General features: G+C 72.1%; 12 protein-coding genes. 3 read left to right on the forward strand and 9 right to left on the reverse strand.

Features of this window, described 5'->3' with window-relative positions:
* The first annotated feature begins 343 nt into the window (after positions 1-343).
* The gene (locus QC283_RS11760) at positions 344-2,086 is read left to right on the forward strand and encodes a glycoside hydrolase family 6 protein (RefSeq protein ID WP_279561379.1); all 1,743 of its coding nucleotides are present in this window, start codon (positions 344-346) and stop codon (positions 2,084-2,086) included.
* 146 nt (positions 2,087-2,232) lie between these two features.
* Positions 2,233-3,192, forward strand: coding sequence for a class I SAM-dependent methyltransferase (locus QC283_RS11765; RefSeq protein WP_279561380.1), 960 nt, complete (start codon positions 2,233-2,235; stop codon positions 3,190-3,192).
* Between the two features lie 104 nt (positions 3,193-3,296).
* Here the strand turns inward: QC283_RS11765 and QC283_RS11770 are convergent, their stop codons facing one another.
* The 3 genes from QC283_RS11770 to QC283_RS11780 all read right to left on the reverse strand — a co-directional run bounded on the left by QC283_RS11770 (position 3,297) and on the right by QC283_RS11780 (position 7,181).
* Entirely contained in the window at positions 3,297-4,133 is an 837-nt protein-coding gene (locus QC283_RS11770; protein ID WP_279561381.1) for an aldo/keto reductase, read from the reverse strand.
* Positions 4,134-4,216: 83 nt separating this feature from the next.
* Complete coding sequence (locus QC283_RS11775) at positions 4,217-6,043, reverse strand: AMP-dependent synthetase/ligase (RefSeq protein ID WP_279561382.1); 1,827 nt, start codon at positions 6,041-6,043, stop codon at positions 4,217-4,219.
* A 256-nt stretch (positions 6,044-6,299) separates the two neighbouring features.
* Positions 6,300-7,181 (reverse strand): LysR substrate-binding domain-containing protein, encoded by an 882-nt coding sequence (locus QC283_RS11780; protein ID WP_279561383.1) that lies wholly within the window; start codon positions 7,179-7,181, stop codon positions 6,300-6,302.
* 263 nt (positions 7,182-7,444) lie between these two features.
* Here QC283_RS11780 and QC283_RS11785 point away from each other — a divergent pair, with 263 nt between their 5' ends.
* The gene (locus QC283_RS11785) at positions 7,445-8,530 is read left to right on the forward strand and encodes a bile acid:sodium symporter family protein (RefSeq protein ID WP_279561481.1); all 1,086 of its coding nucleotides are present in this window, start codon (positions 7,445-7,447) and stop codon (positions 8,528-8,530) included.
* 19 nt (positions 8,531-8,549) lie between these two features.
* On the opposite strand, the gene QC283_RS11790 is transcribed toward QC283_RS11785, so the two are convergent.
* The 6 genes from QC283_RS11790 to QC283_RS11815 form a co-directional block, all read right to left on the reverse strand.
* Entirely contained in the window at positions 8,550-10,424 is a 1,875-nt protein-coding gene (locus tag QC283_RS11790; protein ID WP_279561384.1) for a sialidase family protein, read from the reverse strand.
* Between the two features lie 256 nt (positions 10,425-10,680).
* Positions 10,681-11,529 (reverse strand): formate dehydrogenase accessory sulfurtransferase FdhD, encoded by an 849-nt coding sequence (gene fdhD, locus QC283_RS11795; RefSeq protein ID WP_279561385.1) that lies wholly within the window; start codon positions 11,527-11,529, stop codon positions 10,681-10,683.
* A gap of 21 nt (positions 11,530-11,550) precedes the next feature.
* On the reverse strand, positions 11,551-12,411 hold the full coding sequence (locus tag QC283_RS11800) for a 2Fe-2S iron-sulfur cluster-binding protein (protein ID WP_279561386.1): 861 nt from the start codon (positions 12,409-12,411) through the stop codon (positions 11,551-11,553).
* Positions 12,408-14,357, reverse strand: coding sequence for an NADH-ubiquinone oxidoreductase-F iron-sulfur binding region domain-containing protein (locus QC283_RS11805; protein WP_279561387.1), 1,950 nt, complete (start codon positions 14,355-14,357; stop codon positions 12,408-12,410). Before QC283_RS11805 ends, QC283_RS11800 begins: the two co-directional genes overlap by 4 nt.
* Positions 14,338-16,260 carry a molybdopterin oxidoreductase family protein gene (locus tag QC283_RS11810; protein WP_279561388.1) on the reverse strand — a complete coding sequence of 641 codons (1,923 nt, stop codon included), beginning with the start codon at positions 16,258-16,260 and terminating at the stop codon, positions 14,338-14,340. The genes QC283_RS11805 and QC283_RS11810 overlap by 20 nt, the downstream gene beginning before the upstream one ends.
* The gene (locus QC283_RS11815; protein WP_279561389.1) at positions 16,257-17,228 is read right to left on the reverse strand and encodes a 2-dehydropantoate 2-reductase; all 972 of its coding nucleotides are present in this window, start codon (positions 17,226-17,228) and stop codon (positions 16,257-16,259) included. Before QC283_RS11815 ends, QC283_RS11810 begins: the two co-directional genes overlap by 4 nt.
* Positions 17,229-17,246: the final 18 nt, after the last annotated feature.

A 17,246-nucleotide genomic window follows, 5' to 3' on the forward strand; every position in this document is an offset into this window, starting at 1 on the left:
TTCTTTACCGTCACTTGGCGCTACCTTCGTCGGCACCAGTGGGAGCGGTTCCATCAGTCGACGCGTTCGTCACGGCGCGCCCGAACTGCAAGGAGTCGCTCATGCGACACCCCCCGCTCCACCCTCCGTGTTCAGGACTTTTAGCCGCGGTCGCGGCCAGTCCCACGCGTCATCGGCCGGCGTGCCGGCTCGCACATCCCCCGGGCGGTCCCACCGTGCCCGCGGGCCGTTCCTGATCTCCGGCAACGGCACCCCCATGCCGTTCGGCGGCGGGCCGCGCCCGGTTGGCGCGCGGCCCCGCACGACAGCACCCGCACCCCCACGAAAGAAGGAACCCGCACTCATGACCCGTAGCAGAACCGCGATGCTCGCTGCCCTGACGCTGGTCGCCGGGGCGTCCGGCACGGCCTTCGCCGCCCATTCCGCGAACGCCGGCGCGGCGGCCGTCCCCTGCACCGTCGACTACGAGGTACAGAACGACTGGGGCAGCGGCTTCACCGCGGCCGTGACCGTCACCAACAACGGCGCCGCCACCTCCAGCTGGTCGCTGGGGTGGACGTACGCCGGCAGCCAGAAGGTCAGCAACAGCTGGAACGCGAAGGTCAGTCAGAGCGGTGCCGCCGTCACCGCGGCCAACGAGTCGTACAACGGCACCCTGTCCACGGGCGGTTCGGCCAGCTTCGGCTTCCAGGCCACCTACAGCGGCAGCAACGCGATCCCGGCCACCTTCACCCTCAACGGCGAGACCTGCAACGTCGACGACGGCGGCCCGACCGATCCGGGCCCGACCGACCCGGACCCGACCGACCCGCCGGACCCCGGTGGTCCGTCCGACCGGGTGGACAACCCCTATGACGGCGCCAAGGTCTACGTGAACCCCGAGTGGCAGGAGAAGGCCGCGGCCGAGCCCGGCGGTGACCGCATCTCCGACCAGCCCACCGGCGTGTGGCTCGACCGGATAGCCGCCATCGAGGGTGTGAACGGCGGTATGGGCCTGCGCGACCACCTCGACGAGGCGCTGGTGCAGAAGGGCTCCGGCGAACTCGCCATCCAGCTGGTCATCTACAACCTGCCCGGCCGTGACTGCGCGGCCCTCGCCTCCAACGGCGAGCTGGACGCGACGGAGATCGACCGGTACAAGACCGAGTACATCGACCCGATCGCCGCGATCCTCGCCGACCCGAAGTACGCGGGCCTCAGGATCGTCACCACGGTCGAGATCGACTCGCTGCCCAACCTGGTCACCAACGTCTCGCCGCGGGAGACCGCCACGGAGAACTGCGACGAGATGAAGGCCAACGGCAACTACCAGAAGGGCGTCGGCTACGCCCTGAACAAGCTCGGTGACACCGCCAACGTCTACAACTACGTCGACGCCGGCCACCACGGCTGGCTCGGCTGGGACAGCAACTTCGGCCCCTCCGCCGACATGTTCAAGACCGCCGCCACCACCGAGGGGGCGACCGTCGACGACGTACACGGCTTCATCGTCAACACCGCCAACTACAGCGCCCTGAAGGAGGAGAACTTCAAGATCACGGACTCCGTGAACGGAACCTCCGTGCGCCAGTCCGACTGGGTGGACTGGAACCAGTACACCGACGAGCTGTCCTACGCCCAGGCCATGCGCGACAAGCTGGTCACACTCGGCTTCGACCAGAACCTCGGCATGCTGATCGACACCTCCCGCAACGGCTGGGGCGGCGCGGCCCGGCCCGCCGGTCCCGGCCCGCAGACCGACGTAAACGCCTACGTGGACGGCGGCCGCTACGACCGCCGCATCCACCTCGGCAACTGGTGCAACCAGTCCGGAGCCGGCCTCGGTGAACGCCCGCAGGCCTCTCCCGCCGCCGGGATCGACGCGTACGTCTGGATGAAGCCCCCGGGCGAGTCCGACGGCGCGAGCGAGCCGATCGACAACGACGAGGGCAAGGGCTTCGACCGGATGTGCGACCCCACGTACGAGGGCAACCCGCGCAACGGCGGCAACCCGTCGGGCGCCCTGGACAACGCCCCGGTGTCCGGGCACTGGTTCTCCGCGCAGTTCCAGGAGCTCATGAAGAACGCCTACCCGCCGCTGTCGTAAGCGGGCCCCCGCGTAGGTGACACCGTCGGGGTCCGGTCTCCGGACCGGGCCCCGACGGTGCGCTTTTGCGATTGCGGCAACATGATTTGCCTCGACGCGGTGAGTCGTCGCACTCTGGCGGCACCGCGAACGGGAGGCTGAACACCATGGCGCACGACCACCACCACCAGCACAAGCACGACTCCGCACCCGGCCACGGCCACGACTCCGCACCCGGCCACGGCCACGACTCCGCACCCGGGCACGACCACGACCACGACCATGAGCATATGGACTGGGCCGAGATGGCCCCGCTGCTGGAGGCGCAGGCGGAGCTGTACACGCCGCTGTACCGGCAGGCCATGACCTGGCTGGCACGCGAGGTGACCGAGCCCGGCCTGGTCGTCGACGTCGGCAGTGGGCCCGGCGTCGTCTCCTGCCTGTTCGCCGACACCTTCCCGGGAGCCCGTGTCGTCGCCGTCGACGGCGCCGGGCCGCTGCTGGAGCGGGCCCGCGCCCGCGCCGCCCGGCTCGGCGTCGGCGACCGCTTCGGCACCCTCGCCGGTGACCTGCCCGGCGTACTGGGCGAGCTCGAGTACCCCGCCGACCTGCTGTGGGCCAGCCAGAGTCTGCACCACCTCGGAGACCAGCGCGCGGCCCTCACCGCGCTCGCCGGGCACCTGGCACCCGGCGGCACGCTGGCGGTCCTGGAGGGCGGACTGCCCGGCCGGTTCCTGCCCCGCGACCTCGGCATCGGGCGGCCCGGGCTGCAGGCCAGGATGCACGCCGTGGAGGAGGACTTCTTCGCGGAGATGCGCGCGAGCCTGCCCGGCACGGTGGCCGTGACCGAGGACTGGCCGGCGCTGCTGACCTCGGCGGGACTCGAGCACAGCGGCACCCGCAGCTTCCTGCTCGACCTGCCCGCGCCCGTTTCGGACGAGGCCCGCGCCTACGTCGTCTCCTCGTTGTCCCGGATGCGTGACCGGGTCGGGGACGGTCTGGACGCGGGCGACCGGGCCACCCTGGACCGGCTGCTCGACCCCGGGGACGAGGCGAGCGTGCACCGGCGCCAGGACGTGTTCGTGCTGGTGGCGCACACGGTCTACACGGCCCGGCGGCCTTCCTGACCGGGTGGCCGACGGCGGCCGGTGCAGGCCCACCGAGACCGTGAAGGGGCCCGGCCGCACCGGCCGGGCCCCTTCAGGCGGGGTCGCGTCTCATTCCCCGTCGGTCATTCTCCGTTGAACTCCGCGGGGTCGAATCCCAGCCGTCGGTCCTCGTTGAGCGCGCTGATCGCCGCGAGGTCCTCGGTGTCCAGGGCGAAGCCGAACACGTCGATGTTCTCCTTGATCCGGGACGGCGTCACGGACTTCGGGATCACCACGTTGCCGATCTGGAGGTGCCAGCGCAGCACGACCTGGGCCGGGGTGCGGCCGTGCTTCTGGGCGATCGCCACGATCGCCGGGACCTCCAGCAGGCCCTTGCCCTGGCCGAGCGGGGACCAGGCCTCGGTGGCGATGCCCTGCTCCGCGTGGTACTCACGGGCGGCGTGCTGCTGGAGGTGCGGGTGCAGCTCGATCTGGTTGACCGCCGGGATGACCGACGTCTCGCCGATCAGCCGCTCCAGGTGCTCCGGGTAGAAGTTGGAGACGCCGATGGCCCGGACGCGGCCGTCGGCGTGCAGCTTCTCGAACGCCTTGTACGTGTCGACGTACCGCTCCTTGGCCGGCATGGGCCAGTGGATCAGGTACAGGTCGACGTACTCCAGGCCCAGCCTCGCCAGCGACGTGTCGAAGGCGCGGAGGGTGGAGTCGTACCCCTGGTCGCTGTTCCAGAGCTTGGTGGTGACGAAGAGGTCCTCGCGGGCGACGCCCGAGGCGGCGATCGCCTTGCCGGTGCCCTCCTCATTGCCGTAGATCGCCGCTGTGTCGATGCTGCGGTACCCGGCCTCCAGCGCGTGGGCGACGGCCTTCTCGGCCTCGTCGTCCGGAACCTGCCAGACGCCGAAGCCCAGCTGGGGCATCTCGACGCCGTTGTTCAGGATGATCGGGGGGACCTTGCTGCTCACGAGCTCTTGATCCTTCGGTTGTGGTCAGGTGGTACTCACATGGTCAACGATCACGGCCCGTGATGCATTCCTGACCCGCGAAGTCACGCTGTGTACAGCGCCTCGACCTCGCTGCCGTAGGCCTTCTCGATGGCCTTGCGCTTCAGTTTCAGCGAGGGCGTCAGCAGCCCGTGCTCCTCGGTGAACGGCTGCGCGAGGACGCGGAACGTGCGGATCGACTCGGCCTGTGACACCAGCGTGTTGGCCGCGACGACCGCGCGCCGCACCTCGGTCTCCAGGTCGGCGTCGTGGACCAGCTCGGCCGCGGGCAGCCGGGGCTTGTTGCGCATCGTCAGCCAGTGGTCGACGGCCTCCTGGTCGAGGGTGATGAGAGCGGCGACGTAGGGCCGGTCGTTGCCTACGACGATGCACTGGTTGACCAGCGGATGGTCCCGGACGCGTTCCTCCAGCAGACCCGGTGAGAGGCTCTTGCCGCCGGAGGTCACCAGGATCTCCTTCTTGCGGCCGGTGATGGTGAGGTAGCCGTCCTCGTCCAGCGCGCCCAGGTCGCCGGTGGCCAGCCAGCCGTCCCGCAGGGTCTCGTGGGTGGCCTTCGGGTTGTTGAGGTAGCCCTGGAAGACGTTGCCGCCGTTCAGCCAGATCTCGCCGTCGTCCGCGATGTGCACCGTGACGCCCGGGACGGGGCGGCCGACGGTGCCGTAGCGGGTGCGTTCGGGCGGGTTGGCGGTGGCCGCCGCCGTGGACTCGGTCAGGCCGTATCCCTCGTAGATCTGCACGCCCGCGCCCGCGAAGAACAGGCCGAGCCGCCGGTCCATCGCCGAGCCGCCCGACATGGCGTTGCGCAGGCGCCCGCCCATCGCCGCCCGCACCTTCGTGTAGACGAGCTTGTCGAAGAGCTGGTGCTGCACGCGCAGCCCCGCCGACGGGCCGGGGCCGACGCCCCAGGCCTTGGCCTCCACCGCCTCCGCGTACTTCACGGCCACGTCGACGGCCTTCTCGAAGGGACCGTCCTTCCCCTCCTTCTCGGCCTTGCGCCGGGCCGCGTTGAACACCTTCTCGAAGATGTACGGCACCGCCAGGATGAACGTCGGCCTGAAGGCCGCCAGGTCGGGCAGCAGGGCGGCCGCGTTCAACTGCGGCTGGTGCCCGAAGCGGACCCGGCCGCGGATCGCCGCGACCTCCACCATCCGGCCGAAGACATGGGCGAGCGGCAGGAAGAGCAGGGTCGCCGCCTCGTCGCCCTTCCTGGAGTGGAACACCGGCTCCCAGCGCTCGATGACGGTGTCCGCCTCGTACATGAAGTTGCCGTGCGAGATGACACAGCCCTTGGGGCGGCCGGTGGTGCCCGAGGTGTAGATGACGGTGGCGGGCGTGTCGGGCGTGACCGCCTTCCGGTGCCGGTGCACCACGTCGTCGTCGAGATGGGCGCCCGCCTCGTACAGCTCCTGGACGGCGCCGGAGTCGAGCTGCCACAGGCCGCGCAGACGCGGCAGCCGGTCGATGACGGTGGCGATCGTCATCGCGTGGTCCTCGTGCTCCACGACCGCGGCCGTCACCTCGGCGTCGTACAGCATCCACACGCACTGCTCGGGCGACGAGGTCGGGTACACGGGCACCACCTGGGCGCCGATCGTCCACAGGGCGAAGTCGAAGAGGGTCCACTCGTAGCGGGTGCGGGACATGATGGCGACCCGGTCGCCGAAGCGGATGCCCTGGGCGAGCAGGCCCTTGGCGAGGGCCAGCACCTCGTCGCGGAACGCCCCGGCGGTCACGTCCCGCCACTGGCCGGCGTCGTCCTTGCGGCCGAGCGCGATGTGCCGCGGGTCCTCCTGGGCGTGCCGGAAGACGACGTCGGCGAGACCGCCCACCGGTGGTGCCGACGTCGACGGAGGACTGGTGAACTCGCGCAAACCCCGCTCCCCGCTTCTCGTGACGCCCCCGCACAGCGCGGTGAAAGCTACCCCACGCCGAACGGGGGCGGGAGGGGCGCGAAAATCGAACAGCGCTTGTGTTCGCGCTGGTCAGCGAGTGGAAATGCGCTCACATGGGGAAGGGTCGGACACTTTCCTGACCGTTGAGTAAGTTTCCGTGCGGTAATCTCCACCGAATCTGTACGACCTGCTTACCGCCGGTACGCCCGGCTGTCCGAGGTGTCGGTACGCCCGGCTACCCGAGGCCGGTCCGCGGCGGCCGGTGCAACCGGTCGCCGCTCGCCAGGATCGCCGACGCCAAGGCGTCCGCCGCGCCCTGCGCCGAGGGGTGACGCCGCCCGTGGACCAGTACGAAGTCGACCCGGCCCAGCTCGGGCAGTCCGGCCCGCTCCGGCACCCTTACCAGCCCGGGCGGGATGAGCCCGCGCGAGTGCGCCATCACGCCGAGGCCCGCCCGGGCCGCCGCGATCAGGCCGTTGAGGCTGCCGCTGGTGCACGCGACGCGCCACTCGCGGCCCTGCCGCTGGAGGGCGTCCAGCGCGAGCGCGCGGGTGATGCCCGGTGGTGGATACACGATGAGCGGCACCGGACGGTCCGGGTCGAGACGCAGCCGCTCCGCGCCGATCCACACCAGCCGGTCCCGCCAGACCGGCTCGCCCTGGGGGTCCTGCGGCCGTCGCTTGGCCAGCACCAGGTCGAGCTTCCCGGCGGCCAGCTGCTCGTGCAGCGTGCCCGACAGCTCCACCGTGAGCTCCAGGTCGACCTCGGGGTGGTCGTGCCGGAAGCCCTCCAGGATCTCCGGCAGCCGGGTCAGCACGAAGTCCTCGGACGCCCCGAAGCGCAGCCGGCCGCCCAGCCGGGTGCCGGTGAAGAAGGCCGTCGCCTGCTCGTGCACCTCCAGGATCCGGCGCGCGAACCCGAGCATCGCCTCCCCGTCCTCCGTCAGCTCCACGGAGTGCGTGTCACGGTCGAACAGCTGCCGGCCGGTGGCGTCCTCCAGCCGCCGCACGTGCTGGCTCACGGTCGACTGGCGCAGCCCGAGCCGCCGGGCGGCCTGCGTGAAACTCAGGGTCTGGGCGACCGACAGGAAGGTGCGCAGGTGGGACGGGTCGTACATCCTCCCAGGCTATCGCGCGACGTGATGACAGTCAGAGCGGTATACCGGATTCCCGATCGCTGAGTGAGGGAGCAGGATGGAGCGGGGACCCGTGAACCGGACCCGTCGCCAGGATCGCCAGGGCCCGTGACCCCCGGGCCCGTGACCCCGGCCCGTGACTCCGGACCCCTGACCCCGGGTCCGTTTCCCCCGCCCGTGTCCCCGCCGGACGACAGTGAACGAGCAAGTGGAGCACCGTGAAACGCCTGCGATGGCCGCGTTGGATGCCGATCGACCCGTACATCCTGCTGCTGCTCGGGACGGTGGGCCTCGCGGCGCTGCTGCCGGCCCGCGGCACGGGCGCGGATGTCGCCTCCGGCGCCTCCACCGCCGCGATCGCGTTCCTCTTCTTCCTCTACGGCGCCCGGCTGTCCACCCGTGAGGCGATGGACGGGGTGCGGCACTGGCGGCTGCACGTCACCGTGCTGGCCTGCACCTTCGTCGTCTTCCCGCTGCTGGGGCTCGCGTCCCGCGGACTCGTCCCGGTCTTCCTGACCGACCCCCTCTACCAGGGTCTGCTCTTCCTCACCCTGGTCCCGTCGACCATCCAGTCGTCCATCGCCTTCACCTCCATCGCCCGCGGCAACGTGCCCGCCGCGATCTGCGCCGGGTCCTTCTCCTCGCTGGTGGGCATCGTCCTCACGCCGCTGCTCGCGGCCGCCCTGCTCGGCAGCGGCGGGGGCGGGTTCTCGGCCGACTCGGTGGTCTCGATCGTGCTGCAACTGCTGGTGCCGTTCGTCGCCGGGCAGCTGCTGCGCCGCTGGGTCGGGGGCTTCGTCGCCCGGCACAAAAGGGTCCTCGGGCTCGTCGACCGGGGCTCGATCCTCCTCGTCGTCTACACCGCGTTCAGCGAGGGCATGGTGCAGGGCGTCTGGGGCCAGGTCAGCCCGGCCCGGCTGGCCGGACTGCTGGCCGTCGAGGCCGTACTGCTCGCCGTGATGCTGCTGTTGACCTGGTACGGGGCGAAGGCACTGCGCTTCGGCCGGAAGGACCGGATCGCGATCCAGTTCGCCGGGTCGAAGAAGTCCCTCGCCGCCGGACTGCCGATGGCGAGCGTCCTTTTCGGCGCCCAGGCGTCGCTGGCCGTGCTGCCGTTGATGCTCTTCCACCAGATGCAGCTGATGGTGTGCGCGGTCATCGCCAAGCGCCGGTCGCACGACCCGGAGGCGGCCTCCTCCGAAAGGCCCGAAAGGCCCGAAAAGCCCGAAGGGTCCGACGGGTTGGAAGGATCCGACGGGTCCGGAGGGTCCGACGGGGCCGAGGCGTCCGCCGCCCCGCCGCGCACCACGGCAGGCACCGGGAGCCGCTGAACCGGCGGGGCGCGCGCCCTCAGCCGGCCGCGTCCACCCGGTCCATGGGCAGGTGCAGGACGGTGTTCCCGGCGGCCGAGGGCGGCGCCCCGGCGCCGATCTCCTCGTCGGTCAGCGCCCGGTCCCACACGTGCACCTCGTCGATCGCGCCGGTGAAGCGGGCCCGGCCGTCCACGCGCTCGCCGATGTGCACACCGAACGGCGAGTTCCGGCTGACCGAGCCCGGCACGTCCGCCGCGCCGGCCGTCGTACCGTCGACGAACAGCGTGAGCCGGCCCCCGCCGCGCCGCAGCGCCAGCTGGTGCCAGCGGCCGTCGTTGTGGGCGCGGTCGGTGCGCACCCACGCCGAGCGCGGGGCCGCCCCGCCGTCGCGCGCGGTGATCAGCCCCTGGATCCGGCCGTTGCCGGGCTCGGCGCGCAGCCACACCTGGGGCTGTGTGGTGCCGACCCCGCCCATCCACAGCAGCGGCTGCTCCCCGTCGTCCGCCGCGTACCGGAACCACAGCGACACCGTGAAGTCCCCGGCCCCGAGCGGCAGCCGCTCGTCGTACGGCAGCCGTACGGCGTCGTCGGCGCCGTCGAGGGCGAGCGCGCCGCCCACCACGCCGTCCGTCGTCCCGGCGCCGCCGAGCACGGTCGCGGGCGCGGCGCCGGTGGCGAGGTCGGGGGTGGTGGGATCGGCGGCCCGGCGCGGCCGGAGCCAGTCCTCGGTGAAACGGGCGAAGCGGATCTCGTCGCGGGCGTCGGCCGTGCCGCCCTCGTACAGCAGGCCCACCGTCTCTTCGTCGACGGCGACCATGTCGGAGTAGCCGGACCAGTCCCGGGTGACGACCGTGCCGCGGTCCACGCTGTCCCAGGTCGCGCCGCCGTCGTAGGAGGAACGGATCGTCATCGTCCGGCGGCGGTCGGGGTCGGCGGGCGCGGACAGCAGCATCCGGTCGCCGAGGCGGAGCAGGGCCCCCTGCACCTGCGGGGTGTACAGGTCCGGGAGGGCACTGAAGGGGCCGGTGAAGCTGTCCCCGCCGTCGCGGCTGACGGCCTGGGCGCGGTGGCCGAGGTCGGTGCCGTGCTCCTCCCGGCCGCTGACCAGGAGGGTGCCGTCGGCGCGCTCGGCGAGGGTGAGCTCGGACGGCTTCTGCCGGAAGGTGCCGTCGGCGGCGACGGGCCAGGTGTCGGTGGCACCGGCCTTCCAGTGTTCGCCGCCGTCGTCGCTGACCACGAGTGCCGCGTGGTTGGCGGTGACCCGGCCGCCGTCCCAGGTCTCGGCGTTGACGCCGACCACGAGCCGTCCGGGGTGGGCGCCGCCGGTGAGCTGGACGCCGTGCACGGGGCCGGTGGCGTACCAGGAGTTCCAGTCGGGCGGCAGGATCCCGGCGCTCAGATCGCGGGGAGCGGACCAGGTGCGGCCGTCGTCGTCGCTGTACTGGAGGTGGGGCGTGCGGGCGCAGGGCACCGCGCAGCCGGCGGCGTCCGTACGGCCGGCGTTGTACGTCTCGACCAGCAGGACGCGGCCGGTGGCGCGGTCCACGACCGGGGCCGGGTTGCCGTGGGTGTCGCCGCCGCCGTCGTTGACGACCCGGAGCGGGCCCCAGGTGCGCCCGCCGTCGGTGGAGCGCTTGACGACGATGTCGATGTCGCCCGCGTCACCGCAGTTCAGTACGCGGCCCTCGGCGAAGGCCAGCAGGGTGTCGCCCGTCGTCCGGACGATCGCCGGAATACGGAAGCAGGCGTAACCGCCGGGGTCCCGGTCCGCCCTGAAGAGGACCTGCTGCTCGAACTCCGGCGCCCTGGTCGTGGCTTCGGCGGGGGCGGGGAGCGAGGAGGCGGCCAGGGCGAACAGGGAGGCGAGGGCGAACAGGGGGGAGCGCGGACGCGTACGGGGAGGTGACGGCATGGAACGGTCTGCCCTTCGGGCGGCTGGTGGGGAGGGAGCCGGTCGTCAGGACATCAGTACATCTCATGCCCGATACGCGCCTTGTGTCCACGCGCGTGTCGTCCGACGGAACCACGCAAGACACCTGGAAGGCGCGTGAAGGCGCGTGAAGGCGCGCGGAAGACACGCGGGAACCCCGGCTAGAGACGGGGCCCCCGCGGCGCAGGGGGCGCTCCCCGCCGGCCGGGGCCCCGCCGCCGTGCCGCGGGGAGCCGGGTCAGCCCTGGACGGCCGCGGCCCGCAGGGTGACGCGGTCCTCGCCCGCGTACACGTTCATGGAGCTGCCGCGCAGGAAGCCCACCAGTGTCAGCCCCGTCTCGCCGGCCAGGTCGACCGCGAGCGAGGACGGCGCCGACACCGCGGCCAGCACCGGGATGCCCGCCATCACGGCCTTCTGCGCCAGCTCGAAGGAGGCCCGCCCCGACACCAGCAGAACCGACCGGGACAGCGGCAGGTCGCCGTTGCGCAGCGCGCGGCCGACCAGCTTGTCGACCGCGTTGTGCCGGCCCACGTCCTCCCGTACGTCCACCAGCTCGCCGTCCTCGGTGAACAGGGCCGCCGCGTGCAGCCCGCCGGTCCGGTCGAAGACCCGCTGGGCGGCGCGCAGCCGGTCGGGCAGGTCCGCCAGCAGCTCCGGGGTGACGCGGACCGGGGGAGTGTCGGCGATGGGCCAGCGGGCCGTCGTGCGCACCGCGTCCAGACTGGCCTTGCCGCACAGCCCGCAGGACGAGGTCGTGTAGACGTTCCGCTCCAGCGTGATGTCGGGGATCGGCACGTCCGGGGCCGTCCGCACGTCGACGACGTTGTAGGTGTTGGAGCCGTCGGCCGTGGCTCCCGCGCAGTAGACGATGTTCCGCAGGTCCTCCTGCTCCGCGAGGACCCCCTCGCTGACCAGGAACCCGGCCGCGAGCGCGAAGTCGTCGCCCGGAGTGCGCATCGTGATCGCCAGGGGTCTGCCGTTCAGCCGGATCTCCAGCGGTTCCTCGGCGACGAGGGTGTCCGGGCGGGCGGAGACCGCCCCGTCCCGGATGCGGATCACCTTGCGTCGTTCCGTGACTCGTCCCATGGTCCGTGCCCCTTGTGCCGGTCAGTCCCGGTTCTGTACGTGTTGGTAGCCGAAGCGGCCCTTGATGCAGAGGTTGCCGTGGGTCACCGGGTTGTCGTGCGGTGAGGTGACCTTCACGATCTCATTGTCCTGTACGTGGAGGGTGACGTTGCAGCCCACTCCGCAGTACGCGCACACCGTGGTCGTCTCGCTCTGCCGCTCCTCGTCCCAGGTGCCGGCCGCGCGCATGTCGAACTCCGACTTGAACGACAGGGCACCCGTGGGGCAGACCTCGATGCAGTTGCCGCAGTAGACGCACGCCGAGTCGGTCAGCGGGGCGTCGTGCTCGACCGAGATCCGGGCGTCGAAGCCGCGGCCGGAGACGGAGATCGCGAACGTGTTCTGCCACTGGTCGCCGCAGGCGTCCACGCACTTGTAGCACAGGACGCACTTGCCGTAGTCGCGTACGTACAGGTCGTTGTCGACCCTCGGCTCCTCCTCGACGCGGGCCGCGTCCGGGCCGAAGCGGTCCGGCTTCGCCTCGTACTCCTTGATCCACCGCGCGACCGACGGGGTCGTGGAGAGGTCGACCGAGGACGCGAGCAGTTCGAGGACGACCTTGCGGCTGTGCCGGGCGCGTTCGGTGTCCGTCCGTACCTCCATGCCCGGCTCCGCCCGGCGGGAGCAGGCGGGCGCGAGGGTCCGGGAGCCCTCGACCTCCACCACGCAGATCCGGCAGGCGTTCTTCGGGGTCAGCGTGTCGCCCTCGCACAGGGTCGGAAGGTCCTTCCCGGCGGCCCGGCAGGCGTCCAGGATCGTCGACCCCTCGGGGACGCGGGTGTCCTGACCGTCGAGGGTGAACTCCACCAGCCGGCGCGGCACTCCGAGCGGTATCGCGGTCATTCGTACGCCCCCAGACGGTCGATGGCGGATTCGACGGCGTTCCACGCGGTCTGTCCCAGACCGCAGATCGAGGCGTCCCGCATCGCGCGGCCGACCTCGCGCAGCAGGGCGATGTCGTCGGCCGCGGCGGCGCCCGTGCGGTCCGCGATCCGGCGCAGCGCCTCCTCCTGGCGCACGGTCCCGACCCGGCACGGCACGCACTGTCCGCACGACTCGTCGCGGAAGAACTCGGCGATGCGCAGCAGCAGCCCAGGGAGCGGGACGGTGTCGTCGAAGGCCATGACGACTCCGGAGCCGAGCGTCGTGCCCGCCTGGCGGGTGCCCTCGAAGGTGAGGGGGATGTCGAGTTCGTCGGGGCGTACGAAGCCGCCCGCGGCGCCGCCGAGGAGTACCGCCCGCAGTGGCTTCCGCACTCCGGCGAGTGTGAGCAGTTCATCCAGTGTGGCGCCGAACGGCAGCTCGTAGACGCCGGGGCGCTCCACGCTTCCCGACACGCAGAACAGCTTCGGTCCGGTGGACGCCGCCGTGCCGATCGCCGCGTATGCCGGGGCGCCCATGGTCAGGACGGGCAGCACGTTGACCAGTGTCTCGACGTTGTTCTCCACCGTCGGCCTGCCGAACAGGCCCTTCTCCACGGGGAACGGCGGCTTGGAGCGCGGCTCGCCCCGGTAGCCCTCGATGGAGTTGAACAGCGCCGTCTCCTCACCGCAGACGTACGCGCCCGCGCCCCGCCGGATCTCGATGTCGAAGGCGTAGCCCTGGCCGAGGACGTCCTCGCCGAGCAGGCCGCGGACGCGGGCCTGCGTGATGGCGTGGGTGAGGCGGGCGAGGGCGCGCGGGTACTCGCCGCGGAGGTAGAGGTAGCCCTGGTGCGCGCCGGTGGCGTACGCGGCGATCGTCATCGCCTCGACGAGCGCGTACGGGTCGCCCTCCATGAGTACGCGGTCCTTGAAGGTGCCGGGCTCGGACTCGTCGGCGTTGCAGACGACGTAGTGCGGGTGGTCGGGCTGGGCGGCCGTAGCCTGCCACTTGCGGCCGGTGGGGAAGGCGGCGCCGCCGCGGCCGACCAGGCCGGAGTCGGTGACCTCGCGGATGACGGCCGCCGGGCCGAGGGCGAAGGCGCGGCGCAGGGCCGTGTAGCCGCCGTGGGCGCGGTAGTCGTCGAGGGAGGCGGGGTCGACGGTGCCGACGCGTGTGAGGAGGGTGAGGGCGGGGTCGCCGGCCTGGGGGACGGCGGCTTCGGGGGAGGGTTCGGCGGGGGCCGATTCGGGGGTGGTGGCGGCTTGGACTGCCGCGTCCGGGGTCGCGGGGGCGCATATCGCCGTCGCGTGGAGGGTGTTTCGCCCCCGCAGCCCCTCCCCGTTCCCGACCCCGGGGGCTGCCGCTCCCGGGCCCCCGCTCCCGGCCTGGACGGCCTCGTCCCCGAACTCCGCCGGAGGGGGTACCCCCGGACGGGCTGGGACACCCGCCCGGATGGCCAGAGCCGCCGGGGCGCGCTCGCACAGGCCCAGGCACGGGCCGCGCTCGACCCGCACGCCGCTTACCGGGCCCAGGCGCGCTTCGACGTCCGCGCACAGCCGCGTGGCCCCGGCGGCCGTGCACGCGAGGTCGGTGCAGAGGTGCAGTACGGTCGCCGGGCGCGGCTTCACCGAGAACATGGCGTAGAAGGTGGCGACCCCGTAGGCCTCCGCAGGCGGCACCGTCAGACGTCGGCACAGGTAGTCCAGGGCGCCCTCGCTGATCCAGCCGACCCGGTCGTTGAGGGCGTGCAGCCCCGGCAGCAGCAGGTCGCGGCGGTCCCGGGCCTCCCGCCCGCCGCGCGCCCACCGCAGGTCGGCGTCGGAGCGGTCGGCGCCCTCCCAGGACGACTCGGGCGGACCGAGCAGGGCGTCGACGGCCGCGCGTTCCTCGTCCGTCGGCTTGCTGTCACCGAAGCGCAGGTCCACCGGTGCTCACCTTCTCGATCCGGATCGCCGAGGCCTTGAACTCCGCCGTCCCGGCGATCGGGCAGTTGGCCTCGATGGTCAGCTGGTTGGTGTCCACCTCGTCGGGGAAGTGGAAGCTCATGAAGGCGAGCCCGGGGCGCAGCGCGGTGTCGACCCACACGGGCGCGACCAGCGACCCGCGCCGCGAGGTCACCCGCACCTCCTCGCCGACCGCCACCCCGTAGCGTTCGGCGTCCTCCGGGCACAGCTCGACGGACTCCCCGCGGCGCAGCGGGGACGAATAACCACCGCTCTGCACGCCGGTGTTGTAGGAGTCGAGCCGCCGGCCCGTGGTCAGCCGGATCGGGTACTCCTCGTCGGTGAGGTCCACGGGCGGATCGTGCCGGACGATGCCGAAGGGCGCGGGAGCCCCACGCCGTTCCGGGTCCGTCTCCCACAACCGGCCGTGCAGGTAGGTCGGTTCCAGCTCTTCGGTGCTCGGGCACGGCCACTGGATGCCCTGGTGTTCCTCCAGGCGGGCGTACGTCATCCCGTGGTGGTCCGGTGAGAGGGAGCGCAGTTCGTTCCAGACGGCCTCGGCGTCGGCGTACTTCCAGTCGTGGCCGAGGCGGGCCGCCAGGTCGCAGAGGATGTCGATGTCCTCCCGGGCCTGACCGGGCGGGGTGACCGCCTTGCGGACGCGCTGGACGCGCCGCTCGCTGTTGGTGGTGGTGCCGTCGGTCTCCGCCCAGCCGGCGGTCGCCGGGAGGACCACGTCGGCCAGTTCGGCGGTCTTCGTCAGGAAGATGTCCTGCACGACGAGGAAGTCCAGCGCGCGCAGGCGCCGTACGGCCTGTTCGCCGTCCGCCTCCGACTGGGCGGGGTTCTCGCCGACGCAGTAGACGGCCCGTAACGTGCCCTCGTCCATGGCCTCGAACATCTCGGTCAGGGTGAGGCCGTGCCGCGGCTGGAGGACGGTGCCCCAGGCCGACTCGAACTTCCGCCGGACGCTGTCCTCCAGGACGTCCTGGAAGCCGGGCAGCCGATTGGGGATCGCGCCCATGTCGCCGCCGCCCTGCACGTTGTTCTGGCCGCGCAGGGGCTGGAGCCCGGCTCCGTAGCGGCCGACGTGGCCGGTGAGCAGCGAGAGGTTGATCAGCGCCCGGACGTTGTCCGTGCCGTTGTGGTGTTCGGTGATGCCCAGGGTCCAGCACAACTGGGCGCGCTCGGCGCGGGCGTAGGCGTGCGCGAGGTCGCGGACGGCGGCGGCCGGCACGCCCGTCACCTTCTCGGCGAGGGAGAGCGTCCACGGTTCGACCAGGGCCCGGTACTCCTCGTAGCCGGTGGTCGCCCGCCTCACGAACGCCTCGTTGACGAGACCGGCGTGGATGATCTCGCGGCCGATCGCGTGCGCCAGCGGGATGTCCGTGCCGACGTTCGGGCCGAGCCAGCTCTCCGCCCACTCGGCGGTGGAGGTGCGGCGCGGATCGACGGCGTACATGCGGGCGCCGCCCCGGATGCCCTTCAGTACGTGCTGGAAGAAGATCGGGTGCGCGAAGCGGGCGTTGGAGCCCCACATCACGATCACGTCGGTGTGCTCGATCTCCTCGTACGAGGAGGTCCCGCCGCCCGAGCCGAAGGCGGCCGACAGGCCCGCGACGCTCGGCGCGTGGCAGGTGCGGTTGCACGAGTCGACGTTGTGGGTGCCCATGACGACCCGGGCGAACTTCTGCGCCACGTAGTTCATCTCGTTGGTCGCCCGCGCGCAGGAGAACATCCCGAACGCGCCGCGCGCCGCCGCCAGGCCCCGGGCGGTCCGGTCCAGGGCCTCGTCCCAGGTCGCCCGGCGCAACGGCGCGTCGCGAAAGTCGCGCACCAGCGGGTGGGTGAGTCGGGTGTAGGTCTTCGGTTGCCGTTTCCTCATGCGGCGCTCCTCAGCGCGAGCAGGTCCGAGATGGCGTGCACGGTGCGCAGGGTGGGCACCTCCACCCCGGTGATCTCCGCCAGCTCGACGACGGCCGCGAGGAGCACGTCGAGTTCGAGCGGCTTGCCGCGCTCCAGGTCCTGGAGCGTGGAGGTGCGGTGGTCGCCGACCTTCTCGGCGCCCGCGAGACGGCGCTCGATGGAGACGCCGACCTCGCAGCCGAGGGCCGCGGCGACCGCCAGCGTCTCGGCCATCATGGTCTCGATGACCTGGCGGGTGCCGCCGTGCAGGCACATCTGCCGCATGGTGGCGCGGGCCAGGGCACTGATCGGGTTGAAGGAGATGTTGCCCAGCAGCTTCAGCCAGATGTCATTGCGCAGATCCGGTTCGACCGGGCACTTCAGGCCGCCCGACCGCATCGCCTCGCTGAGCGCCAGGCACCGGGCCGAGACATCGCGGCCGGGCTCGCCGATCGAGAAGCGGGTGCCTTCCAGGTGCCGGACCACGCCCGGCTGTTCGAGTTCGGTGGCGGCGTAGACGACGCAGCCGACGGCCCGTTCGGGCGCGAGGACCGCACTGACCGCGCCGCCCGGATCCACACTCTCCAGGCGGTGCCCGTCGTACGGGCCGCCGTGCCGGTGGAAGTACCACCAGGGGATGCCGTTCTGGGCGGCCACGACCGCCGTGGCGTCGTGCAGCAGCGGCTCGATCAGCGGCCCGCACGCCGCGTACGAGTTGGCCTTCAGACCCAGGAACACGTAGTCGGCCGCCCCGACCTCGGACGGATCGTCGGTGACGTGGGGCCGCGCGGCGAAGTCGCCGCGCGGGCTGCGCACCCGTACTCCGTACTGCCTCATGGCCGCCAGATGCGGTCCACGGGCGATGAGATGCACGTCGGCGCCCGCACGGTGGAGCGCGGCGCCGACGTAGGCGCCGATCGCCCCGGCGCCGAGGACTGCGACTTTCATGGCGGGGGAGCTCCGTTC

Source organism: Streptomyces sp. DH41 (assembly GCF_029813785.1).
Lineage (GTDB): Bacteria > Actinomycetota > Actinomycetes > Streptomycetales > Streptomycetaceae > Streptomyces.

Bases quoted from the DNA above. Each gene is read 5' to 3' on its own strand.
- QC283_RS11760 (WP_279561379.1), top strand. From the start codon at position 344: ATGACCCGTAGCAGAACCGCGATGCTCGCTGCCCTGACGCTGGTCGCC.
- QC283_RS11765 (WP_279561380.1), top strand. From the start codon at position 2,233: ATGGCGCACGACCACCACCACCAGCACAAGCACGACTCCGCACCCGGC.
- QC283_RS11780 (WP_279561383.1), bottom strand. From the start codon at position 7,181: ATGTACGACCCGTCCCACCTGCGCACCTTCCTGTCGGTCGCCCAGACC.
- QC283_RS11785 (WP_279561481.1), top strand. From the start codon at position 7,445: ATGCCGATCGACCCGTACATCCTGCTGCTGCTCGGGACGGTGGGCCTC.
- QC283_RS11790 (WP_279561384.1), bottom strand. From the start codon at position 10,424: ATGCCGTCACCTCCCCGTACGCGTCCGCGCTCCCCCCTGTTCGCCCTC.
- fdhD (WP_279561385.1), bottom strand. From the start codon at position 11,529: ATGGGACGAGTCACGGAACGACGCAAGGTGATCCGCATCCGGGACGGG.
- QC283_RS11800 (WP_279561386.1), bottom strand. From the start codon at position 12,411: ATGACCGCGATACCGCTCGGAGTGCCGCGCCGGCTGGTGGAGTTCACC.
- QC283_RS11810 (WP_279561388.1), bottom strand. From the start codon at position 16,260: ATGAGGAAACGGCAACCGAAGACCTACACCCGACTCACCCACCCGCTG.
- QC283_RS11815 (WP_279561389.1), bottom strand. From the start codon at position 17,228: ATGAAAGTCGCAGTCCTCGGCGCCGGGGCGATCGGCGCCTACGTCGGC.